The following is a 22,755-nucleotide window of genomic DNA, read 5'->3' as shown; positions in this document are numbered from 1 at the left end:
CAGAACATGGTGTTCGGCCACGAAATCGTCGATACGGAAGTGATCCGTCAGCTGGTCTACGCACTCGCGATGGTGCTGATCATGCTGTACCGCTCGGAAGGCTTGTGGCCGTCGCCCAAGCATGAAGACAAGATCGCGAAACTGTCGAAGCGTAGCGGCAAGAAGCCGGTACGGGCTTAACGGACGAGGTGAATAACTATGAGCGATAACATTCGACTGTCCGTGAAGGGCGTGAACAAACGCTTCGGCGGTTTGCAGGCGCTGTCCGACGTCGGGCTGGAGATCAAGGAAGGCACGATCTACGGTTTGATCGGCCCGAACGGTGCCGGCAAGACGACGTTCTTCAACGTGATCACGGGTTTGTACACGCCGGATTCGGGCGACTTCAAGCTCGACGGCGAGAACTACACGCCGACCGCCGTCTATCAGGTGGCGAAGGCCGGCATCGCGCGCACGTTCCAGAACATCCGTCTGTTCGGCGGCATGACCGCGCTGGAAAACGTGATGGTGGGGCGCCACGTGCGCACCAAGCACGGCCTGCTGGGCGCGGTGTTCCAGACGCCGGCCGAGCGCAAGGAAGAGCGCGAGATCAAGGAGCGCGCGATCGAACTGCTGGAGTACGTCGGCATTGCGCAGTACGCGGACTACACGTCGCGCAACCTGTCGTACGGCCACCAGCGTCGTCTGGAAATTGCCCGCGCGCTGGCAACGGATCCGAAGCTGCTCGCGTTGGACGAACCGGCGGCCGGCATGAACGCGACGGAAAAGGTCGAGCTGACCAAGCTGCTCGACAAGATCCGCAGCGACGGCAAGACGATCCTGCTGATCGAGCACGACGTGAAACTCGTGATGGGTCTGTGCAACCAGATGACGGTGCTCGACTACGGCAAGGTGATTGCGCAAGGTCTGCCGCAGGACGTGCAGAAGGATCCGAAGGTGATCGAAGCTTATCTGGGTGCGGGGGTCCACTAATGGCTACAGCAATGTTGAAAATCAAGGGCCTGCAGGTCAATTACGGCGGCATCCAGGCAGTCAAGGGCATCGACCTCGAGGTTGCGCAGGGCGAGCTGGTCACGCTGATCGGCGCGAACGGCGCGGGCAAGACCACGACGATGAAGGCGATCACGGGTCTGAAGCCCTACACGATCGGCGACATCGAGTACATGGGCGAGTCGATCAAGGGCGTGCCGCCGCATCTGCTGCTCAAGAAAGGGCTCGCGATGGTGCCGGAAGGGCGCGGCATCTTCGCGCGCATGTCGATCGTCGAAAACATGCAGATGGGTGCTTATCTGCGTACGGATACAGACGGCATCAAGGCGGACGTCGATCGCATGTTCGGTTTTTTCCCGCGTCTGAAGGAACGTGCGGCGCAGTACGCGGGCACGCTTTCGGGCGGCGAACAGCAGATGCTGGCGATGGCGCGCGCGATCATCTCGCGTCCGAAGCTGTTGTTGCTGGATGAACCGTCGATGGGCCTGTCGCCGATCATGGTCGAGAAGATCTTCGAAGTGGTGCGGGCGATCTCGGCTGAAGGCATGACGGTGCTGCTGGTCGAGCAGAACGCGCGTCTGGCGCTGCAAGCAGCGAATCGCGGCTATGTGATGGACTCGGGTCTGGTCACGATGTCGGGTGACGCGAAGCAGATGCTGGATGATCCGAAGGTGCGGGCGGCGTATTTGGGTGAATAAGCCGGGTGAATGAGCCTGATTAGTTTGCTCTGCCTATAAAAAAGGCCGCATGCGCGAAAACGCATGCGGCCTTTTTCTATCTGGTGTGACTCAAGTCAGGCGGTAGGCACCGCGTCCGCGAATTCACCCAGACGCTTGCCGAGGCTGATCACCGCATCGGCGCGATAACCGAGCGCCTCGTAAAACGCACGGATGTCGGCCTTCGCGGACAACACCTGCAGATTCAGCTTCGGACAGCCGCGCTCCGTCAGTGCGTTTTCGACATGCGCGACGAGGCGCGTGCCGATCCCGTGACGACGCAGCGACTCATCCACCGCGAGCGAATACAGCCAGCCGCGGTGGCCGTCGTAGCCGCCCATCACCGTGCCGACGATCCTCTCGTCGAGCACCGCGACAAAGAACAGTTCCGGCTGCGTCGCCAGCTTGTTGGCGATCGACAGATGCGGATTGCGCTGCGGCCGCGTTACGTCCCGGTACTCGGGGAAGGCTTGCTGCCACAGTGCGACCACGGCATCGGTGTCGCTCGCGTCGAAGCGGCGGATCGATAACGTTGCGCTCGTCGTCATACGCGCGGTCCTGTTCGGTTACAGCGTGTCGAGAATCGAACGCAGCATCGCCATCATCTGGTCGATTTCTTCGTTCGTCACGTTCAACGCCGGCATGAAGCGCAGCAGGTTCGGGCGCGCCGCGTTCAGCAGCAGGCCGTCGGGCTGCATGTCGCGCGCTTTTTCGACGATCTGGTTGCCGATCTCCTTGCCGAGCAGCAGTGCGCGCAGCAACCCTTCACCGCGTTCGCCCTTGAAGCCGCGCTCTTCCGACAATTCCAGCAGCTTCGCGCGCAGATACTCGCCGCGCGCCCGCACGCCTTCGAGGAAGCCCGGCGCCGTGAGTTGCGAAATCACCGAGTAGCCGACCGCGGTCATCAGCGGATTGCCGTTGTAGGTGCCGCCCTGATCGCCAGCCTCGAACACGGCGATCTCCGCTTTCGCGAGCAGCGCCGCGAGCGGCACGCCGCCGCCGATGCCCTTGCCAAGTGTCATGATGTCCGGCTCGATGCCCGACAGTTCGTACGCGAACAGCGTGCCGGCACGGCCGCAGCCGCTTTGCACTTCATCGACGATCAGCAACAGGTTGTGCTTCTTCGTCAGCTCGCGCAGTTGCTGCATGAACTCGCGCGTGGCGGGAATCACACCGCCTTCGCCCTGAATCGGTTCGAGCATCACGGCAACGGTTTTCGCGGTGATGAGTTTTTCCACCGACGCGATGTCGTTCAGATCCGCCTTCGGGAAGCCCGGCACTTGCGGTGCGTAGATCGTGTCCCAACCCGGTTTGCCGCTCGCCGACATGGTGGCGAGCGTGCGGCCGTGGAAGCTGTGATCGAACGTGATGATCTCGAACGCGCCGTCCTTGAATTTCTTGCCCCACTTGCGGGCGAGCTTGATCGCGCCTTCGTTGGCTTCGGCGCCGCTGTTCGCGAAGAACACCTTGTCGAAACAGCTATGTTGCGTGAGCAGGCCGGCGAGTTGCGCCATCGGCTGGTTGTAGAAGGCCGGCGATGGGTTGATCAGCAATTGCGCCTGCTTGTTCAGCGCTTCGATCATGCCGTCGTTGCAATGGCCGAGGCTGTTGACCGCCCAGCCCTGGATGAAGTCCAGATATCGCTTGCCGTTGTTGTCGTAGAGCCACGAGCCTTTGCCGTGCGTGAAAACGATTTCGGGCCGGTTCGTGATGTACATCAGCGACTCGATCGGATATTCATTGAAATTCATGACGGCAGGCTCCAGACAGCGGGGGTGAGGGGTGGATGAAGATTGGCCAACTACGAAGCGGGGGCCGGAAAAACAGAAAAGCCACGGCATGCCGTGGCTTTCATGATTCGAACAGCTTGCGCCTTGATGTGGCGCGAATCCGTGACGAAGCCAGCGGCGTCCCTAGGGGAGCGGCGAGCGGCGACGTCGAAGTTCGGACTGGATGCGGTTCATGCGCGAAAGAATACGACAAGGAAAGCGCTGGTGTAAACCATGAATTTGCGTTGAGCGGCGCCGGAACGGATTTTTGCGTGTCAGCCATCATGCTGACACGTTATTCAGGTCCGGCCCGACCGATTGCTCGATCAGGCCGCGTGTCCCATCAAACTGCGTTCGCCAGATCCGCTGCGCTCGTGAACGAATCCGCGTAGAACTCGTCTTCCGGCAAACCGTGATGCTGCGTGAAATCGCGTTGCGCCGACTCGACCATCACCGGCGCGCCGCACGCATACACCTGATATGCCGACAAATCCGGCAGATCCTCGATCACCGCGCGATGCACGAAACCGACGCGGCCCGTCCATGCGTCGCCCGCGTCCGGCTCCGAGAGCACCGGCACGAACTTGAAATTCGGAATCTCGCGCGCCCATTGTTCGGCCAGCTCGAGCAGATACAGATCCTTCTTGCGACGTGCACCCCAGTAGAGCGTCATCGGCCGGTTCAGGTTCTTGAACACCGCGTGCTCGACGATCGCCTTTAGCGGCGCGAAACCCGTACCGGACGCGAGCAGCACGATCGGCTTGTCCGAATCTTCACGCAGGAAGAACGTGCCCAGCGGCGCTTCGAAGCGCAGGATGTCGCGCTCCTTCATGGTGTTGAACACGTGATCGGTGAACGCGCCGCCGGGCATGTGACGGATGTGCAATTCGATCGGACCTTCGGTGTGCGGCGCATTCGCCATCGAATAGCTGCGGCGCTTGCCGTCTTTCAGAATGAATTCGAGGTACTGGCCGGCGAGATATTGCAGACGCTCGTTGGCGGGCAATTGCAGCTTCAGCACGACGACGTCGTCGGCCTTGCGCTCGATCGCGTTCACGCGGCAGGGCAGTTTCTTGACCTGCACGTCGCCGACGCCCGCCACTTCGCGGATGTCCACTTCGAGATCGGTGCAGGCGGTCGCGCAGCAGAAGAGCGCCATGCCGCGCGTCTTTTCGTCGTTCGACAAAGCCGACGACGAATGCGCACGCTGCTCGATTTCCCCGCTGACCACCGTGCCCTTGCACGAACCGCAGGCGCCGTTCTTGCAGCCGTAGGGCAGGCCGATGCCCTGGCGCAAGGCGGCGCTCAGCACCGGTTCGTCCTGTTCTACCTGAAACTGCCGGCCGCTTTGCCGGAGCGTGACGTTAAATGCCATAAAGTGTTCGAAATCGAAAAGTCGGTAATCGTTATCGGACCCGCGTGATCGGACCCGGCGTGTCAACTGCGCGGTACGTGCCGCGCTTGACGGCTACAATGCGTCCACCATGAAAGCGACACGAAACTTCCGCCGGCCGCGCGTGTTAATCGTTGGTTGCGGCGATGTCGGCATGCGCTGCGTGCCCTTGCTGCAGCCACGCGCGCATGTCTTCGCGCTTACCAGCCACGCCGGGCGCTGCGCCGAATTGCGCGCCGCTGGCGTCACGCCGCTGATCGGCGATCTCGACGTGCGCGGCAGCCTGAAACGGTTGGCGGGTCTCGCGCCGACGGTGCTGCATCTCGCGCCGCCACAGAAAACCGGCGACGACGACCGCCGTACCCGCGCCTTGCTCGCTACTTTAAGCACGCGCCGCGCTTCAGCGCGGGCCGCCGTGGCGCCTGCGGTCTCGCCGGTAGGGCGGTTGCGCCAACTTCGTGCCTCGTGGGCGGAATCTGGAACAGCCAATATTGTACCCGACGGGGTGCGCCGGACCGCCGGTTCGCGTGCGCCCGTGCGCCTCGTGTACGCGAGCACGACGGGCGTCTATGGCGACTGCGGCGGCGCGTGGATCGACGAGACCCGCGCGACGCATGCCGCCAATCCGCGCGCCAAACGGCGCGTCTCGGCCGAGCGGCAATTGCGGCGCGCGACCGCGCGCGGCAGCGTCGCGACGAGCATCGCGCGCATTCCTGGCATCTATGCGAGCAACCGCCTGCCGCTCGCGCGGCTCGAAAAGCGCACGCCGGCCCTGGTCGATGCCGACGACGTCTACACCAACCACATTCACGCCGACGATCTGGCCGCGATCCTCGTGCGCCTCGCCACGCACGGGCGGCCGGGGCGCGTAGTGCACGCATCCGACGACACGTCGCTGAAAATGGGCGAGTACTTCGACGAAGTCGCCGACGCGTTCGGCCTCGCGCGCGCGCCGCGCATCACGCGAGCCGAAGCGGAGTCGCAGATCGAGCCGACCTTGCTGTCGTTCATGCGTGAATCGAGGCGGCTGATAAACCGGCGTCTCAAAGAGGAATTGCGGGTGCGCTTGCGGTATCCGAGCGTGGAAGATTTTTTGCGTGAAGGCGTGAAGGCGTGAAGGCGTGAAGGCGTAGCCCGAAGCGCACCGCATCAAGCCGCTTCACGCACCACAGAAAGCCACGAAAAAGCGCGGCAAAAAGCCATCTCTCCGGGCGTCGCCCGGAAAATCCCATCCGCGCCGCGCTCTACCGCATCAGCGCGACGCGGCCTCGCGAGGCCTACGTCAGCGCGGGCAATGCTTCCAGCAACAGGAAACACAGCATCGCGCCGATCAATGCGCCGATCAGGTTCGGATGATATTTGTGCCGCAGCCGCATCATGACCAGCAATCCGCCGATCAGGACGAGTCCGACGCACACGAAAGCAATCATCACGGACGAAATCTGGAAACCGTCGTGGATGATCATGGCGCCCCTCCTTGAACTCTTTGTAGTCTTTGTTTAAACGAGTATAGGGCGAGGTGTAAGGAAGATCATGCTGCGACGCAGCGCGTGAGCAGGCGCCGCGCGCGCTATGTGGGCAGCCGCTCACGCGTTTTCCTGCCGCATCAAGACCTTAAAGGGGCGCTACCGGTTTACCCGCTCCGTAAAGATCCGAGGTCGGTTTCGTCGAGCCATTGCCATGCGCCCGGCGCAAGCGTTTCGGGCAACGCGAGTCCGCCGATCCGCTCGCGATGCAGCGCTTCGCAACGGTTGCCGGCCGCGGCGATCATCCGCTTGACCTGGTGATACTTGCCTTCCATCACGGTGAGCGCGAGCGTGTTAGCGCCGCGCGCCGCTGCGTCGACTGCGGCAATCGGTTTGGGCTCGCCGTGCAGCAGCACGCCGTCACGCAGCGCGCTCAATTGCGCGTCGTCGAGCGGATGACGCGTGGTTGCGATATACACCTTCGGCACTTTGCGTTTCGGCGACGTGAAGAGGTGCACGAACTTGCCGTCGTCGGAGAGTAGCAAGAGGCCGGTCGTGTCCTGATCGAGTCGGCCCACGCATTGCACGCCGCGCTCGGCGAACTGCGGCGGCAACAGGCTGAACACGCTCAGATGATGCTGCGGATCACGCGAACATTCGTAGCCCGCCGGCTTGTTCAGCAACAGATAGGCGTGCTCGCGATACGGCCAGTCGACGCCGTCCACGCTGAAGGAGAAGGCGGTGTCGCCGGTGGGGAAATCGGCGTCGGCATCGGTGCAGGCAACGCCGCCGATGCTCACGCGCGCGTCGGCGATTAGCGCGCGGCATTGGCGGCGCGAGCCGAAACCTTGAGTGAAGAGGATGCTTTCGAGATTCATGGCGAGCGAAGAATAACACCGCAAGAAGCGGAGCGCCCCGCGGCACGAGTCGGAACACGATGAACTCCTCATGTCACGTCGCAGGAGTTCATTGATGCACGCTACATCCTCAACATCTTCCGCGCCTCGACTGTCGGCCGCCTTTCAGCGGCTCGGGTGGTCGAACCTGGTCGCGCAATCCGCCGAACAGATCAGCCTCGCCGCCGCGCCACTCGTCGCGGTCTTCGCACTCGGCGCCGACGCGCGCGATACGGGCCTGTTGCAAACCGCGCAGACGCTGCCGTTCCTGTTGCTGTCGATTCCGCTCGGCGTCTGGGCCGACCGCCGCTCGCGCCGCACGTTGATGACCCTCGCCGAAAGCGTGCGCGTGATCGCCATGCTGTGCGTGCTGCTGCTCGTCATGACCCATACGCTGAGCTTGCCGCTGCTCGCCGCACTCGGCTTCATCGCCGCGACCGGCACCGTGGCCTACAACGTCGCGGCTCCGTCGCTCGTGCCCGCGCTCGTACCGCGCGAAGCGTGTGTCAGCGCGAACGGCCGGCTCGAACTCGCGCGCAGCGTGGCGTATTCCGCGGGGCCGGCGCTCGGCGGCCTGCTGGTCGGCTGGATCGGCGCGGGTTGGGCGTATGGCTGCGCGGCCGCGCTGTCGGCACTGGCCGTCGCGTTGCTGGCGGGCTTGCACGAACCGCCGCGCACGGCACTGCCGCAACGTCACTTCATGCTGGAACTGCGAGACGGTACGCGTTTCGTGCTGTGCGATGCGTTGCTGCGTCCGATGCTCGCAACCGCGGTTTTTTTCAACCTCGGCTTCTTCGTGCTGCAAGCGGTGTACGTGCCGTACGCGGTGCATCGGCTGGGCCTGAGCGCGTCGGCGGTTGGCGTGACGCTCGGCGCCTACGGTGTCGGCATGGTGTGCGGTGCGCTCGCTGCACCCGCTATCGCGCGACGTCTCGCATTCCGCCGCGTGCTGATTATCGGGCCGTCGTGCGGGCTGCTCGCGTCGCTCGTGATGGTGGCGACACTCGTTACGCCGTCGTTCTGGCTGGCGATGCTGAGCTTCTTCCTGCTCGGCGCCGGACCGATTCTGTGGGTGGTCGGCTCGACCACGCTGCGCCAGGCCATCACTCCCCAACGGATGATGGGTCGCGTCTCCGCACTCAATAGCACCGCCACCTACGGCGCGCGGCCGCTCGGCGCCTTGCTCGGTGCGGCGATCAGCGCGCGCTGGGGCATGGACGCGTGTCTGGTTGCGGCGGCGGCGGCGTTCCTCGTGCAGGCTTTGATCATCGTGATGTCGCCGGCGGCGCGGCTGGCTCGCATTCCGGAGCAAAGCGCCGCGGTTTGCTGAAAACAGATTTTCATACTGCGTGTCGGTGCGCCCGACACGCGTCGTTTTTCAGCACAGTGCGTCGGTGAAAACCCTCGAAAATGAAAATGAATTTTTTTCTGCGAGTTTTCCGTGTAAATATACTTTCATTCATTTTCATTACGCCACGCGCCGCGCCGCCCCGTTCGCATGATTCATCAACCGTCCGTTGCATCCGATTCCGCCGAGCAGGCCATTGCCGCACGCATTGCCGCGGCCATGCCGACCCTCACGCCAATTCATCGGCGTATGGGCGACTACGTGCTGGCCAATCTGTTTCGCGCGGCGACCATGCGGATCGACGAGCTGGCGAGCGTGGTCGGCGCCTCGGTGGCGACGGCGAATCGCTTCGCCCGCGCGCTCGGTTTCGACGGCTATCCGCAATTTCGTGAGGCGCTGGTGCGCGGCTTCGAGGCGACGCTCGCACCGGTCGAACGCTTGCGCAGTGCGCAGGAGTCGCTCGCAGCCGGCGACGACGTGGTCGACGCCTCGCTCGAACAGGCCGCCAACAATCTGCAAGCCACCCGCACCGCAATCGACAGCGCCGCGGCCGAAGCCGCTGTCGAAGCGATCATCGCCGCGCGCCGTGTGTTCGTGCTTGGCTTCGGCGCCAGCGCGTTTCTCGCGGGTCTGATGGAACACGGCTTGATGCCGTATCACGACAACGTGCAGTCGCTCGCGCTAATGGGCGGAGCGTCGCATGCAGCGCGGCGTCTGTTCGCTTCCAACGAGAGCGATCTCGTCATCGGCCTCGCATTTCCGCGCTACGTCGAAGACACGATCGAACTCGCGCATCGCGCGGCGGGCCGTGGCGCTCGCGTGCTCGCGCTCACCGACAGTCCGCGTTCGCCGCTCGCGCAGTTCGCCGACATCTCGCTCTACATCCGCGCCGATCGGCGGCTCGCGGCGAACGCCGATTCGGCCGTGCTCGCCGTGATCGAAGCGCTGTGCGACGCGGTCGCGTATCGCGCGAAACGCTCGGTGAAGGCCGCCGCCGAAGTCAGCGAATTCCTGCTGCCGTGGCTCGTCGATCCACAAGCCGAGGCCGCCGGCACGAACACGCGGCCCGCGCGCGGCGCGGCCCGAGCCACCCGCACTTCCCGTACTCCTCGCACTACGAAAGCCAAACGATGAACTCCAACGCAGTCATTGCCATTCATGGCGGGGCAGGGACGATCCTGCGCACGTCGATGTCGGCCAGCGCCGAAGCCGAATACCACGCCGCCTTGCACGCGGTGCTGAGCGCCGGCCAGCGCGTGCTCGCCGACGGCGGCAGCGCGCTCGACGCCGTCAGCGAAGCCGTGCGCCTGCTCGAAGATTGTCCGCTCTTCAACGCGGGCCGCGGCGCGGTCTACACGGCCGCCGGCACGCACGAACTCGACGCGGCGATCATGGACGGCAGCACGCTCGAAGCCGGTGCGATCTGCTGCGTGAAGCGCGTGCGCAATCCGATTCTGGCGGCGCGCCGGGTGCTCGAACGCAGCGAGCACGTGCTGTTCACCGGCGAAGGCGCGGAAGCATTCGCCGCCGCGCAAGGTCTCGAATTTGCGGAGCCGGAGTATTTCCACACCGAAGCGCGTCATCGTCAATGGCTGATCGCGCGCGGTCAGCAACGCGCCATGCTCGATCACGATGGCGCGACGCTCGCGGCCGCGCCGTCTCCGAATGCCGACGATCCGACGCCGCATGAACCGATCGATCCGAACCGTAAGTTCGGCACCGTCGGCGCGGTCGCGCTCGATCAGCACGGCCACGTGGCGGCGGCGACATCGACCGGCGGCGTCACCAACAAGCAGGCCGGCCGGGTCGGCGACACGCCGCTGATCGGCGCGGGCTGCTATGCGGACGACGCGACCTGCGCGGTCTCGACCACCGGTTCGGGCGAAATGTTCATGCGCATGGTCGCGGCCTACGACGTCGCCGCGCAAATGGCCTATCGCAACGTGTCGCTGCAGGAAGCGGCCGACGACGTGGTGATGAACCGCTTGCCGAAGATCGACGGACGCGGTGGCCTGATCGCCGTCGATGCGCGCGGCAACGTCACGCTGCCGTTCAACACCGAAGGCATGTACCGCGGTTTTGCGCGGCTCGGCGAAACGCCGGTCACGGCGATTTACCGCTAGTCAGTCCGGCCGCTTACAGCTTGAACCCCCGTTTGCCGCGTTTGAATTCAAAGGAACCACCGTGCCGACTTCATCGCACACCGCCCGTCCGCTTATCGAAACCTTGCCGCCGCAATGCGTGCTCGCGGTCGACGATCTGTCGGTCGCCTTCCGCAGCGGCGACACCACCTTCAACGCGGTGCGCAATCTGTCGCTGACGGTCGAGCGCGGCGAGACGCTGGCGATCGTCGGCGAATCGGGTTCGGGAAAATCAGTGACCTCGCTCGCGTTGATGCGGCTGATCGAGCATGGCGGTGGGCGCCTTGCCGGCGGCAGCATCGCTTTCCGGCGCCGCGACGGCAGCGTGCTCGACCTCGCGAAAGCGTCGTCCGGCACGATGCGTTCGATTCGCGGCGCCGACATCGCGATGATTTTTCAGGAGCCGATGACCTCGCTCAATCCGGTCTTCACGGTGGGCGATCAGATCAGCGAGGCGATCGCGTTGCATCAGGGCAAGAGCCGCTCTGCCGCGCACGCTGAAACGCTGCGTCTGCTCGAACTCGTGCGCATTCCTGAGGCGCGGCGCGTGGCGGCGCGGTTTCCGCATCAACTGTCGGGCGGCATGCGTCAACGCGTGATGATCGCGATGGCGCTGTCGTGCAAACCTGCATTGCTGATCGCCGACGAGCCGACCACCGCGCTCGACGTGACGATCCAGGCGCAGATTCTGCAACTGATCCGCGGCTTGCAGGACGAGATGAACATGGGCGTGATCTTCATCACGCACGACATGGGCGTGGTCGCCGAAGTGGCGGACCGCGTGCTGGTGATGTATCGCGGCGAGAAGGTGGAAGAGGGCGCCTCCGACGCGTTGTTCGCCGCGCCGTCGCATCCTTATACGAAGGCGTTGCTCGCCGCGGTGCCGCGTCTCGGCGCGATGCAAGGCACCGATCAGCCGGCCAAGTTTCCGATCCTGACCGTCGAGCAGGCGAGCCTGAGCGGCACTGACCAGGCCGTGCGTCCCGCTGCCGCCGTCGCGGAAGAAACGCAGCCGCTGGTGCATGAAACCACGCCGCCCATTCTGCGGGTTCGCGATCTGGTCACGCGCTTTCCGGTCAAGAGTGGATTGTTCGGCCGCTTGACGGGCCGCGTGCATGCGGTGGAAAAAGTCAGCTTCGATTTGCGGCCGGGCGAAACGCTCGCACTGGTCGGCGAATCCGGTTGCGGCAAATCGACCACGGGCCGCTCGCTGCTGCGTCTCGTCGAAAGTCAAAGCGGGTCGATCGAATTCAACGGCAAGGAAATCAGCTCTCTGGCCGGCCCCGCGTTGCAGGGGCTGCGGCGCGATATCCAGTTTATTTTCCAGGACCCGTTCGCTTCGCTGAATCCGCGTTTGACGGTTGGCTTCTCGATCATGGAGCCGTTGCTCGTGCACGGCGTCGCGAAAGGCGCCGAAGCACAGGCGCGCGTGGCGTGGCTGCTCGACAAAGTCGGCTTGCCGCCCGAAGCCGCACGCCGCTATCCGCACGAATTCTCCGGCGGTCAGCGGCAACGCATCGCGATTGCGCGCGCGCTGGCGCTGAACCCCAAAGTCGTGATCGCCGACGAATCCGTGTCGGCGCTCGACGTCTCCGTGCAAGCGCAGATCGTCAATTTGATGCTCGATTTGCAGCGTGAACTCGGCGTCGCGTATCTGTTCATTTCGCACGACATGGCCGTGGTCGAACGCGTCAGTCATCGCGTCGCGGTGATGTATCTCGGCCAGATCGTCGAAATCGGCCCGCGCCGCGCGGTGTTCGAGGCGCCGCGGCATCCGTACACGCGCAAGCTGATGGGCGCGGTGCCGGTCGCCGATCCGGCGCGCCGTCACGCAAAGCGCATGCTCGCCGCCGACGAGATTCCGAGCCCGATCCGCGCGCTGAACGATGAACCTATCGTCGCGCCGCTCGTGGCAGTCGGCCCAGATCATTTCGTCGCCCAGCACCACGTGGGCGGCGCGTATTAAAACAACGTACCAGAACCTCTAGCCACACGTTTCTTCTCGCAGCATCACAACCTGTTTTCATTTCGCAGCCTGGAGCCAACCTCATGAACCTGCTGGTCCCGTCTTCTCCGTTTCGTTTGCGCGCGCTGATCAGCGGCGGCGCGGTGGTGTTCGCGATGCTCGCGGGCAATGCGGCGCACGCCGACACCACGGCCGTGATGGCCGTCGCCTCGACCTTCACGACGCTCGATCCGTACGATGCCAACGACACGCTCTCGCAAGCCGTCGCGAAGTCGTTCTATCAGGGTCTGTTCGGCTTCGACAAGGACATGAAGCTGGTCAACGTGCTGGCCGGCAGCTACGAAGCCAGCCCGGATGCGAAGGTCTACACGTTCAAGCTGCGCCACGGCGTGAAGTTCCAGGACGGCACCGACTTCAACGCGGCGGCGGTGAAAGCGAACTTCGACCGCGTGACCGATCCGGCGAACAAGCTCAAACGCTACAACATGTTCAACCGCATCGAGAAGACCGAAGCGGTCGATCCGTACACGGTGAAGATCACGCTGAAGGCGCCGTTCTCGGCGTTCGTCAACGTGCTGGCGCATCCGTCGGCGGTGATGATTTCGCCGGACGCGCTGAAGAAGTATGGCAAGGACATCGCGTTCCATCCGGTCGGCACGGGTCCGTTCGAACTGGTGAAGTGGGATCCGGCGGGCGATCTGACGGTGAAGAAGTTTGCCGGCTACTGGAAGAAGGGTTACCCGAAGGTCGACGCGATCGACTGGAAGCCGGTGGTCGACAACAACACGCGCGCTGCGTTGATGCGTACTGGCGAAGCGGATTTCGCGTTCCAGGTGCCGTTCGAACAGGCCGCGCAATTGCAGTCGAGCCCGAAGGTCGATCTGATCGCGTCGCCGTCGATCATTCAGCGCTATATCAGCCTGAACGTGAACCAGAAACCGTTCGACAATCCGAAGGTGCGTGAAGCGCTGAACTACGCGGTCAATAAGGACGCGCTTACCAAGGTCGTGTTCGCCGGTTACGCGACGCCGGCCGACGGTGTCGTGCCGCAAGGCGTCGACTATGCGGTGAAGCAGGGCCCGTGGCCGTACGATCCGGCCAAGGCGCGCGCGTTGCTGAAGGAAGCAGGTTATCCGAACGGTTTCGAAACCACGCTGTGGTCCGCGTATAACTACTCGACCGCGCAGAAGGTGATCCAGTTCGTGCAGCAGCAACTCGCGCAAGTGGGCATCAAGGCGCAGGTCGAAGCGCTCGAAGCGGGTCAACGCGTCGCCAAGGTGGAAAGCGCGCAGGACGCCGCGACGGCGCCGGTTCGCATGTACTACGCGGGCTGGTCGTCGTCGACGGGCGAAGCGGATTGGGCGATCACGCCGCTGCTCGCGTCGGTCTCGTTCCCGCCGAAGATGGTCAATACCGCGTACTACAAGAACGATACTGTCGACAGCGATCTGAAGCAGGCGCTCGAAACCACCGACCGCACGAAGAAAGCCGAGCTCTACACCGACGCGCAAAAACGCATCTGGGCCGACGCGCCGTGGATTTTCCTCGTCAAGGAAAAGGTCGTGTACGCGCGCAGCAAGCGTCTGTCGGGTGCGTATGTGGCGCCGGACGGTTCGTTCAATTTCGACGAGATCGCGATCAAGTGATGAGCTGAGCGTGAGCGTGAGCGCGGGCGTGCCGTTTCACTAGCACGCCGCGCTGCACGGTCGCTACTTTGCGCCACTACGCGCCGCACAAGATCTTTCGTTGCCCGCATCTTTGCCGGATTGGATGTCATGCTGAATTTCCTCGTCAAACGTCTCTTTGGCCTGCTGCCGACGCTTTTCATCGTCGCCGTGCTGGTGTTCCTGTTCGTGCATATGCTGCCGGGCGATCCGGCGCGGCTCGCCGCCGGTCCCGATGCGGACGAGGCGACCGTTTCGCTGGTGCGTGCCGACCTCGGCCTGAACAAGCCGATGCCGCAGCAATTCGCGAGCTTCTTCGTGAAGATCGCGCACGGTGACTTCGGCATTTCGACGCGCAGCAAGCGCCCGGTCAGCCAGGAAATCGGCGAGCGCTTCATGCCGACGCTGTTGCTCACGCTCGCCAGCATGGTGTGGGCGGTCGTGCTGGGCATGGGCATCGGCATCGTCTCAGCCGTGTGGCGCAACCGCTGGCCGGACCGGCTCGGCATGACGCTCGCGGTATCGGGTATTTCGTTTCCCGCTTTCGCGCTCGGCATGCTGCTGATGGAGATTTTTTCGGTGAAGCTCGGCTGGCTGCCGATTGTCGGCGATGGTTCGTGGCAGAGCTACGTGCTGCCGTCGCTCACCCTCGGCGCGGCCGTCGCGGCGGTCATGGCGCGCTTCACGCGGGCGTCGTTCGTCGAAGTGATGAACGAAGACTTCGTGCGGACCGCGCGCGCCAAGGGCGTGCCTGAACGTCTCGTGATCGTCAAACACTGCCTGCGCAACGCGATGATTCCCGTCATCACGATGATGGGTTTGCAATTCGGCTTTCTGCTGGGCGGTTCGATCGTGGTCGAAGTGGTGTTCAACTGGCCGGGCTTGGGACGCCTGCTGGTGGATGCCGTCTCGATGCGCGACTATCCGGTGATTCAGGCTGAAGTGCTGTTGTTCTCGCTGGAATTCATCATCATCAATCTGGTCGTGGACGTGCTGTACGCCGTGATCAACCCCACCATCCGTTTCAAGTGAGGCCCGCATGAGCACGACCGCCACCGAGCCGAACGCGGCCAGCACAGTTAAAGCCGAACGAGCGATCCGCACCCCGTGGAGCGAGTTCTGGCGCAAATTCCGTAAGCAGCACGTGGCGCTGGGCGCCGGCATCTTCGTGCTGCTGCTGATTGCGGTCGCGATCGTCGCACCGCACATCGTGCCGTACGATCCGGAGAATTTCTTCGACTACGACGCGTTGAACGCGGGGCCGTCCGCGGCGCACTGGTTCGGCGTGGATTCGCTGGGCCGCGATATTTTCAGCCGCATTCTCGCGGGCTCGCGCATTTCGCTCGAAGCGGGTTTTCTGTCCGTTGCAATCGGCGCGGTGATCGGCACGTTCTTCGGTTTGCTCGCCGGCTATTACGAAGGCTGGTGGGATCGCATCACCATGCGCGTGGCCGACGTGCTGTTCGCGTTTCCCGGCATTTTGCTAGCCATCGGCGTGGTGGCGATTCTCGGCAACGGCATGATCAACGTGATCTGCGCGGTCGCGATCTTCAGTATTCCGGCGTTCGCGCGGCTCGTGCGCGGCAATACGCTGATGCTCAAGCAGCTCACGTATATCGAGGCGGCGCGCAGCATCGGCGCGTCGGATTGGACGATCATCGTGCGGCACATTCTGCCGGGGACGATTTCCTCGGTGGTGGTGTACTTCACGATGCGTATCGGCACCTCGATCATCACCGCGGCGAGCCTGTCGTTTCTCGGTCTCGGCGCGCAACCGCCGACGCCGGAGTGGGGCGCGATGCTCAACGAAGCGCGCGCCGACATGGTCACGGCGCCGCATATCGCGCTGTTTCCGAGTCTCGCGATTTTCCTGACCGTGCTGGCGTTCAATCTGCTCGGCGACGGTTTGCGCGATGCGCTCGATCCGAAGCTCGACCGGCCATGAATTCGAGCGAGCTTCAAAACGCGCCGCATATCGGCACGTTGCCAGGCGGTCCGCTCGGCACGATTGCGGATGTGCCGGGCGTGACAGTCGGACATTGCACGCTCGATGCAGGCACCGTGCAAACCGGCGTGACCGTAATTCGTCCGCATGACGGCGATCCGTTTCTCGCGAAGGTGCCGGCGGCGGCGTCGGTGATCAACGGGTTCGGCAAAAGCATCGGGCTCGTGCAAGTCGAAGAACTCGGCACGCTGGAAACGCCGATCGCGTTGACCAATACGTTTTGTGTCAGCGCCGTCGCGCAGGCGCAGATTCATGCGGCCATTCGCGCGAATCCACGGATTGGACGTGAGTGGTCGACGGTCAATCCATTGGTGTTCGAATGCAATGACGGGTATCTGAACGATATCCAGGCACTGGCCGTCACCGCGCAGCATTTCGACGATGCATATGCAGCCGCCAGCGCAAATGTCGCAAGCGGCTCTGTCGGCGCGGGGCGGGGCATGTCGTGCTTCGATATGAAGGGCGGCATTGGCAATGCGTCGCGCGTTGTGGGTGTGGCGAACAGTAGCTATACCGTCGGCGCACTCGTACTGGCGAACTTTGGCCGGCTGCCGATGCTGACCATCGACGGCACGCCGCTCGGCCGTATGCTCGCCGAGCGGGCGACCAAAGCGGTGGCGGCGGCATCGTCGGCCACGTCCGCGATGAAGCCCGAGCAAGGCTCGATCATCATGATCGTCGCCACCGATGCGCCGCTCGACGCACGCCAGCTCAAACGTCTTTCCTTGCGCGCGGCGGCGGGTCTCGCGCGCACGGGTTCGGTGTACGGCCACGGCAGCGGCGATATCGCGCTCGCGTTTTCAACGGCCTATACCGTGCCGCACGGCGCCGACTTCATCACGCTCCCACCGCTCCTCGCCGACGAACGTCTCGACCCGCTCTTTCGCGCATGCGCCGACAGCGTCGAGCAGGCGATTCTCGACGCCTTGTGGAGCGCCGTATCCGTAACCGGGCGCGACGCTCACCAGCGTCTATCGCTGCGTGACTCCGTGCCCGATCTCGCCCAATTACTCGAACGCACCCGCTGATGAAAGTCCTCATTTCCGCCGACATCGAAGGCATTGCCGGCGTGTTCCATCCTGAACAGACGCGCGCGGGCAACGGCGAATACGAAGCCGCGCGCCGCTGGATGACGCTCGAAGCCAACGCCGCGATCGAAGGCGCATTCGCCGGCGGCGCGACGCGGGTGTGGGTCAACGACTCTCATGGCGGCTTTCGCAATCTGCTGCCCGACCTGCTCGACGCCCGCGCGCAGATCGTGCTCGGCAAGCCGCGCACTTTGGGCATGATGGCCGGGCTCGAATACGGCGCGGCGCTGGTCTTCATGATCGGCTATCACGCCATGTCGCAAACGCGCGGCATCCTCGCGCACACCATCAACAGCTTTGCCTTCACACGCGTTTCGCTGAACGGCGTCGAGGTCGGCGAGGCGGGCATCTATGGCGCGCTGGCGGAAGAATATGGCGCACAGGTAGCGCTTTTATCCGGCGACGACGTCTTCGCTGAAGAAACCGCGCCGCGTTTTCCGGGCGCGCGTTTTGTCGTCACCAAGAGCGCGACGGGGCATGCGAGCGGCGTCACGCAATCGCCGGCCAGCGCGCGCGCCGTTATCGAAGCCGCCGCGCGCGAAGTGGTTCAGCAGCATCTCGCCAACGGACACGCGCGCGAATCCACCCGCGCCGAGGCGAAGCCGGTGGAATGCGAACTGCGCGTGCAAACCAGCGCGCTCGCCGATCTGTTCTGCCAATGGCCGACGCTCACGCGTGTCGACGCGGTCACGCTGCGCTTTAGCGCGGCGTCGGCGGAACATGTGGTCCGCATGCTGAATTGCCTGTCGGCGATGTCGTTCATGTTGCGCTGAGCGCGCGGCAACGAGCCGTTCTCATACGCGGCCATTTCACCGCGCTTACAGCGGCGCCGTGACTGCACGTTTCGTGAGGAAGCGTTACTCTCCTGCATTCCGGAGGCGGCGTCTTTCTCACTGAGCGGGGTACAGCATGGGTAAGCAGACTATCGCGAATTATCTGGCCAGAACACTGGCTGCGGCAGACGTCGAGCGAATCTGGGGCGTGACGGGCGACAGCCTGAACGGCCTGTCGGATAGCTTGCAACGCCTCGGTTCGATTCGCTGGATGCACACGCGCCACGAAGAAGTAGCCGCCTTCGCCGCCGGCGCCGATGCCGCCGCGACCGGAAAGCTCGCCGTCTGCGCGGGCAGTTGCGGTCCCGGCAATCTGCACCTGATCAACGGCCTGTACGACTGCCATCGCAATCATCAACCTGTGCTCGCGATTGCCGCGCATATTCCGTCTTCGGAAATCGGCCTCGGTTACTTTCAGGAAACCCATCCGCAAGAGCTGTTCAAGGAGTGCAGTCACTACGTCGAACTGGTGACGAACCCGTCGCAGTTTCCGCGCGTGCTGGCGCGCGCCATGCGCACCGCGATCGAAGAACGCGGCGTGGCCGTGATCGTGCTGCCGGGCGACGTCGCGTTGGGCGATGCGCCCGACGAGACGCCGGCTTGGGCCGGCACGCTGGAACGCTCGACGGTGGTGCCGTCCGAGGCGGATCTCGACCGCCTCGCCGATCTGCTCAACCAGGCGGGCGCCGTGACGCTGCTGTGCGGCAGCGGCTGCGCGGGCGCGCACGATGAAGTGGTCGCCTTCGCCGATCAGCTCGGCGCGCCGACCGTGCACGCGTTGCGCGGCAAACAATACGTGGAGTGGGACAATCCGTTCGATGTCGGCATGACCGGGCTGATCGGCTTCAGCTCCGGCTATCACGCGATGATGTCGTGCGACACGCTCGTCATGCTCGGCACGGATTTCCCGTATCGCAACTTTTATCCGTCGCACGGCAACGTGGTGCAGATCGACCGGCGCGGTTCCGCGCTCGGCAAGCGTGCGCCGTTGAAGCTCGGTCTGGTCGGCGATGTGAAGGCGACCTTGCAGGCGCTGATGCCGCGGCTCAAGCACAAGAGCGACCGGCGTTTCCTGGAGAATGCGCGCAAACACTATGCGGATACGCGCAAGGACCTCGACGATCTCGCGCGGCCATCCGCGCCGGGTCGCGCGATACATCCGCAATACCTCACCAGCATCGTCGACAAGGTCGCCAACGAGGACGCGGTGTTCTCCGTCGACGTCGGCACGCCGACACTCTGGGCCGCCCGTTATCTGACCATGAACGGCAAGCGCACGCTGCACGGTTCGTTCAATCACGGCTCGATGGCCAACGCAATGCCGCAGGCCTTGGGCGCGCAGGCGGCCGAGCCGGGCCGCCAGGTGATTTCGCTATCGGGCGACGGCGGCCTGTCGATGCTGCTTGGCGATCTGCTTACCGCGCGTCAGCTCAATCTGCCGATCAAGGTCGTGGTGTTCAACAACAGTGTGCTCGGCTTCGTCGCGATGGAGATGAAGGCGGGCGGCTATCTGGAGGCCGGCACCGATCTGGCGACGACCGACTTCGCAGCGATCGCGCGAGGCGCGGGAATATACGGTGTCCGAATCGAACTGTCGGAGAACATCGAACCGGCTTTGCGCGAGGCGTTCGCGCATCCGGGTCCGGCCGTGATCGACGTGGTGACCGCGAAGCACGAACTCGCGATGCCGCCGAAGATCCAGTGGGCGCAGGCCAAGGGCTTCAGCCTGTATATGCTGAAGGCGGTGCTGAACGGTCGAGGGGATGAGGTCGTCGAACTGGCGACAACCAATCTGCGCTGAGACGCGTTGTGGCGCGATTGGCGTATGCGCGATGGCATTCGCGCATACGCCTGACTTCGACTATTGCTGCCGGCTCAACTCACGCGCCGCGCGGTCGATCACGTCGGCGATCGCGCCCGCGTGCGACACGGGCGCCAGGTGGCTCGACGCCATCGGCACGATCTTGGCGCCCATCCGGTCAGCCATGAATTTTTCGACTTCCGGCGATACCGCACGGTCGCGAGTCGTGAGCACGTACCACGACGGTTTTTCCTTCCACGCGACCTGACTGACCGTTTCACTGAAAGCTGTCGCGGCGATCGGCACCTGCGCGGTGGCCAGCACGCGCGTCAGATTCTCTGGGACATCCGCAGCGAAGTCGGTGTGGTATTTCGTGCGATCGAGCCACAGGAAGCCGCTCGAATCCTTCATGATGCCGGCGCCGGCGGGCGCCGGCGCGGCGCGCTTCATCAGATCCACGGTCGACTCGTGCAGGTCCGGCGCGATCGCCGCGACATACACCAGGCCGGCGACGTTCGGCGCGTTCGCGCCCGCCTCGGTAATCACGACGCCACCCCACGAATGCCCCACCAGAATGGTCGGGCCGTTCTGACGCGCAAGGACGCGGCGGGTCGCGGCGACATCGTCGGCGAGGGAGGTGAGCGGATTCTGCACCGAGCTTACGTGATAGCCCTTCTGCTGCAATTTGGCGACCACACCGTTCCAGCTCGATCCGTCGACGAACGCGCCGTGCACCAGCACGACGTTGCGCACCGGGCCGGTCATGGGCGCGACGGGTGGCGCGGGCGGCGGCGCGGCGGCGGCCTTGGCGGGCGGCGCGGCGGGTGTCATGCTCGGTGCCATGGGTGCCATGGGTGCCATGGGTGCCGGTGCCGGCGCTTCGGGCGAGCTTGCCTCCGTGTCCGGCTCGTCAGCCGGCTCGGCCGCGGGCGCCACGCTCGGCGCCATGGTGGGCGCGGGCGTCGCGGCGGGCGCGTTGGTCTGGGCGAGCGCGGCGGCCCCCGTGAAGCAGAGACACACAGCAGCGGCGCAAAGCAGACGTTTGGGCGACATGTTGAATCTCCGAAGGCGGAAAGCTCGACTAGGGCAACATACAGAAGCCCTGGGCCAGTGACAATCACTATCCTCGCCGTTAAGTGCGGCGCAGAACCAAGCGCGGGTTGCTCCCAGTATTTAGGCTTTATCGGCCACGGTAAAATTTTGGGTTCTGCCGGGCCGGACCACAAGTCCGATCGGGTGATCGATATCCATACACTGGGGCGCAATGTTGAATAGTGCACAACAGCAAGACGGCCTGAAGCGCGGGCTCAAGAATCGCCATATCCAGCTCATCGCGCTGGGCGGCGCGATCGGCACCGGCTTGTTTCTCGGCTCCGCCAGCGTGTTGCAGGCAGCCGGACCGTCGATGATTCTCGGCTACGCGATCGGCGGCATCATCGCCTTCATGATCATGCGGCAATTGGGCGAAATGGTGGCGCAGGAGCCGGTGGCGGGTTCGTTTAGCCACTTCGCGTACAAGTATTGGGGCGACTTTCCCGGCTTTCTGTCCGGCTGGAACTACTGGGTGCTGTACGTGCTCGTCAGCATGGCCGAACTGACCGCTGTCGGCACTTACATTCACTATTGGTGGCCGGGCGTGCCGACGTGGGTGTCGGCGCTGGTGTGCTTCGCTCTGATCAATGCAATCAATCTCGCCAACGTCAAAGCCTACGGCGAAACCGAGTTCTGGTTCGCGATCATCAAGGTCGTGGCGGTGATCGGCATGATCGTGTTCGGCGGTTACCTGCTGATCAGCGGCCACGGAGGCCCGCAAGCCTCGATCACCAACCTTTGGTCCCACGGTGGATTCTTCCCGCATGGGTTTCATGGCCTGTTCATGATGCTCGCGGTCATCATGTTTTCATTCGGCGGGCTCGAGCTGATTGGCATTACTGCGGCGGAAGCCGACCAGCCGCAGAAGAGCATTCCGAAAGCCGTGAATCAGGTGATTTACCGTATTCTGATTTTCTACATCTGCTCGCTGGCGGTGCTTTTGTCGTTGTACCCGTGGAATGAAGTGGCGGCCGGCGGCAGTCCGTTCGTCATGATCTTCTCGCAGATCGGTTCGACGCTGACCGCGAACGTCCTCAACGTGGTGGTGTTGACCGCGGCGCTGTCGGTGTACAACAGCGGCGTGTATGCGAATAGCCGCATGCTGTACGGCCTCGCGGAGCAGGGCAATGCGCCGCGCGCGCTGATGAAGGTCGACCGGCGCGGCGTGCCGTATATAGCGATCGGCTTGTCGGCGCTCGCCACGTTCACGTGCGTGATCGTCAACTATCTGATTCCCGCCGAAGCGCTCGGCTTGCTGATGGCGCTGGTGGTGGCCGCGCTCGTGTTGAACTGGGCACTGATCAGCCTGACGCATCTCAAGTCGCGCAAGGCGATGGTCGCGGCCGGTGAGACGCTCGTGTTCAAGTCGTTCTGGTTTCCGGTCAGCAACTGGATTTGCCTCGCGTTCATGGCGCTGATCCTCGTCATTCTGGCGATGACGCCGGGCCTGTCGGTTTCGGTGTGGCTGGTGCCGGCGTGGCTGGTGGTGATGTGGGCCGGATATGTGTTCAAGCGCCGGCGCGCGGTTGTGCAGGGTGGGGCAAGGGCGATGGGGCAGTAAGGTGTCTCGAATGGCGTGAGGGGCGA

Annotated in this window: 20 protein-coding genes and 1 pseudogene; 15 read left to right on the top strand and 6 right to left on the bottom strand. The window is 63.9% G+C overall.

Going from position 1 to position 22,755, the window contains the following annotated elements:
- The 3 genes and pseudogenes from B0G75_RS31525 to B0G75_RS31515 form a co-directional block, all read left to right on the top strand.
- Positions 1-180, top strand: a pseudogene (locus tag B0G75_RS31525) (ABC transporter ATP-binding protein); the annotation flags it as partial.
- Between the two features lie 18 nt (positions 181-198).
- Positions 199-972 (top strand): ABC transporter ATP-binding protein, encoded by a 774-nt coding sequence (locus B0G75_RS31520; protein WP_106313919.1) that lies wholly within the window; start codon positions 199-201, stop codon positions 970-972.
- Complete coding sequence (locus B0G75_RS31515) at positions 972-1,688, top strand: ABC transporter ATP-binding protein (RefSeq protein ID WP_012434106.1); 717 nt, start codon at positions 972-974, stop codon at positions 1,686-1,688. The genes B0G75_RS31520 and B0G75_RS31515 overlap by 1 nt, the downstream gene beginning before the upstream one ends.
- Before the next feature lie 95 nt (positions 1,689-1,783).
- Here the strand turns inward: B0G75_RS31515 and B0G75_RS31510 are convergent, their stop codons facing one another.
- From B0G75_RS31510 to B0G75_RS31500, 3 genes are all read right to left on the bottom strand, one after another.
- On the bottom strand, positions 1,784-2,254 hold the full coding sequence (locus tag B0G75_RS31510) for a GNAT family acetyltransferase (protein WP_106313918.1): 471 nt from the start codon (positions 2,252-2,254) through the stop codon (positions 1,784-1,786).
- Positions 2,255-2,272: 18 nt separating this feature from the next.
- Positions 2,273-3,457 carry an acetylornithine transaminase gene (locus B0G75_RS31505; RefSeq protein ID WP_106313917.1) on the bottom strand — a complete coding sequence of 395 codons (1,185 nt, stop codon included), beginning with the start codon at positions 3,455-3,457 and terminating at the stop codon, positions 2,273-2,275.
- Positions 3,458-3,818: 361 nt separating this feature from the next.
- Entirely contained in the window at positions 3,819-4,850 is a 1,032-nt protein-coding gene (locus tag B0G75_RS31500) for a CDP-6-deoxy-delta-3,4-glucoseen reductase (protein WP_106313916.1), read from the bottom strand.
- A gap of 109 nt (positions 4,851-4,959) precedes the next feature.
- On the opposite strand from B0G75_RS31500, the gene B0G75_RS31495 reads away from it, so the two are divergent.
- Positions 4,960-5,985, top strand: coding sequence for an NAD-dependent epimerase/dehydratase family protein (locus B0G75_RS31495; protein ID WP_106313915.1), 1,026 nt, complete (start codon positions 4,960-4,962; stop codon positions 5,983-5,985).
- Positions 5,986-6,145: 160 nt separating this feature from the next.
- Here the strand turns inward: B0G75_RS31495 and B0G75_RS31490 are convergent, their stop codons facing one another.
- Positions 6,146-6,334, bottom strand: coding sequence for a hypothetical protein (locus tag B0G75_RS31490; RefSeq protein ID WP_106313914.1), 189 nt, complete (start codon positions 6,332-6,334; stop codon positions 6,146-6,148).
- Between the two features lie 167 nt (positions 6,335-6,501).
- On the bottom strand, positions 6,502-7,212 hold the full coding sequence (locus tag B0G75_RS31485) for a pseudouridine synthase (protein ID WP_106313913.1): 711 nt from the start codon (positions 7,210-7,212) through the stop codon (positions 6,502-6,504).
- A 94-nt stretch (positions 7,213-7,306) separates the two neighbouring features.
- On the opposite strand from B0G75_RS31485, the gene B0G75_RS31480 reads away from it, so the two are divergent.
- From B0G75_RS31480 to poxB, 10 genes are all read left to right on the top strand, one after another.
- The gene (locus B0G75_RS31480; protein ID WP_106313912.1) at positions 7,307-8,560 is read left to right on the top strand and encodes an MFS transporter; all 1,254 of its coding nucleotides are present in this window, start codon (positions 7,307-7,309) and stop codon (positions 8,558-8,560) included.
- 168 nt (positions 8,561-8,728) lie between these two features.
- Positions 8,729-9,712 (top strand): MurR/RpiR family transcriptional regulator, encoded by a 984-nt coding sequence (locus B0G75_RS31475; RefSeq protein ID WP_106313911.1) that lies wholly within the window; start codon positions 8,729-8,731, stop codon positions 9,710-9,712.
- Positions 9,709-10,701: an isoaspartyl peptidase/L-asparaginase family protein gene (locus tag B0G75_RS31470; RefSeq protein WP_106313910.1), complete on the top strand. Its 993-nt coding sequence runs from the start codon at positions 9,709-9,711 to the stop codon at positions 10,699-10,701. Before B0G75_RS31475 ends, B0G75_RS31470 begins: the two co-directional genes overlap by 4 nt.
- A gap of 61 nt (positions 10,702-10,762) precedes the next feature.
- Entirely contained in the window at positions 10,763-12,685 is a 1,923-nt protein-coding gene (locus B0G75_RS31465) for a dipeptide ABC transporter ATP-binding protein (RefSeq protein ID WP_106313909.1), read from the top strand.
- Positions 12,686-12,768: 83 nt separating this feature from the next.
- A complete protein-coding gene (gene gsiB / locus B0G75_RS31460; RefSeq protein WP_106313908.1) occupies positions 12,769-14,331 on the top strand; it encodes a glutathione ABC transporter substrate-binding protein GsiB in 1,563 nt (520 codons plus the stop codon).
- A gap of 129 nt (positions 14,332-14,460) precedes the next feature.
- Positions 14,461-15,381 carry a glutathione ABC transporter permease GsiC gene (gene gsiC, locus B0G75_RS31455; protein ID WP_106313907.1) on the top strand — a complete coding sequence of 307 codons (921 nt, stop codon included), beginning with the start codon at positions 14,461-14,463 and terminating at the stop codon, positions 15,379-15,381.
- Positions 15,382-15,388: 7 nt separating this feature from the next.
- Positions 15,389-16,294 carry a glutathione ABC transporter permease GsiD gene (gene gsiD / locus B0G75_RS31450; protein ID WP_106313906.1) on the top strand — a complete coding sequence of 302 codons (906 nt, stop codon included), beginning with the start codon at positions 15,389-15,391 and terminating at the stop codon, positions 16,292-16,294.
- On the top strand, positions 16,291-17,382 hold the full coding sequence (locus B0G75_RS31445; protein ID WP_106313905.1) for a P1 family peptidase: 1,092 nt from the start codon (positions 16,291-16,293) through the stop codon (positions 17,380-17,382). Before gsiD ends, B0G75_RS31445 begins: the two co-directional genes overlap by 4 nt.
- Entirely contained in the window at positions 17,382-18,215 is an 834-nt protein-coding gene (locus B0G75_RS31440; protein ID WP_106313904.1) for a M55 family metallopeptidase, read from the top strand. Before B0G75_RS31445 ends, B0G75_RS31440 begins: the two co-directional genes overlap by 1 nt.
- Positions 18,216-18,351: 136 nt before the next feature.
- Positions 18,352-20,076, top strand: a complete 1,725-nt coding sequence (gene poxB / locus B0G75_RS31435) for a ubiquinone-dependent pyruvate dehydrogenase (protein WP_106313903.1) — start codon at positions 18,352-18,354, stop codon at positions 20,074-20,076.
- A gap of 60 nt (positions 20,077-20,136) precedes the next feature.
- Here poxB and B0G75_RS31430 read toward each other — a convergent pair whose 3' ends face one another.
- Positions 20,137-21,129, bottom strand: coding sequence for an alpha/beta fold hydrolase (locus B0G75_RS31430; protein ID WP_106313902.1), 993 nt, complete (start codon positions 21,127-21,129; stop codon positions 20,137-20,139).
- Between the two features lie 214 nt (positions 21,130-21,343).
- Here B0G75_RS31430 and B0G75_RS31425 point away from each other — a divergent pair, with 214 nt between their 5' ends.
- Positions 21,344-22,729, top strand: coding sequence for an amino acid permease (locus B0G75_RS31425; RefSeq protein ID WP_106313925.1), 1,386 nt, complete (start codon positions 21,344-21,346; stop codon positions 22,727-22,729).
- Positions 22,730-22,755 lie beyond the last annotated feature (26 nt).

It is taken from the genome of Paraburkholderia sp. BL18I3N2 (assembly GCF_003001875.1).
Classification (GTDB): Bacteria; Pseudomonadota; Gammaproteobacteria; order Burkholderiales; family Burkholderiaceae; genus Paraburkholderia; species Paraburkholderia phytofirmans.
The sequence above is the reverse complement of the archived record's forward strand: the minus strand, read 5'-3'. Positions and strand labels throughout refer to the sequence as shown.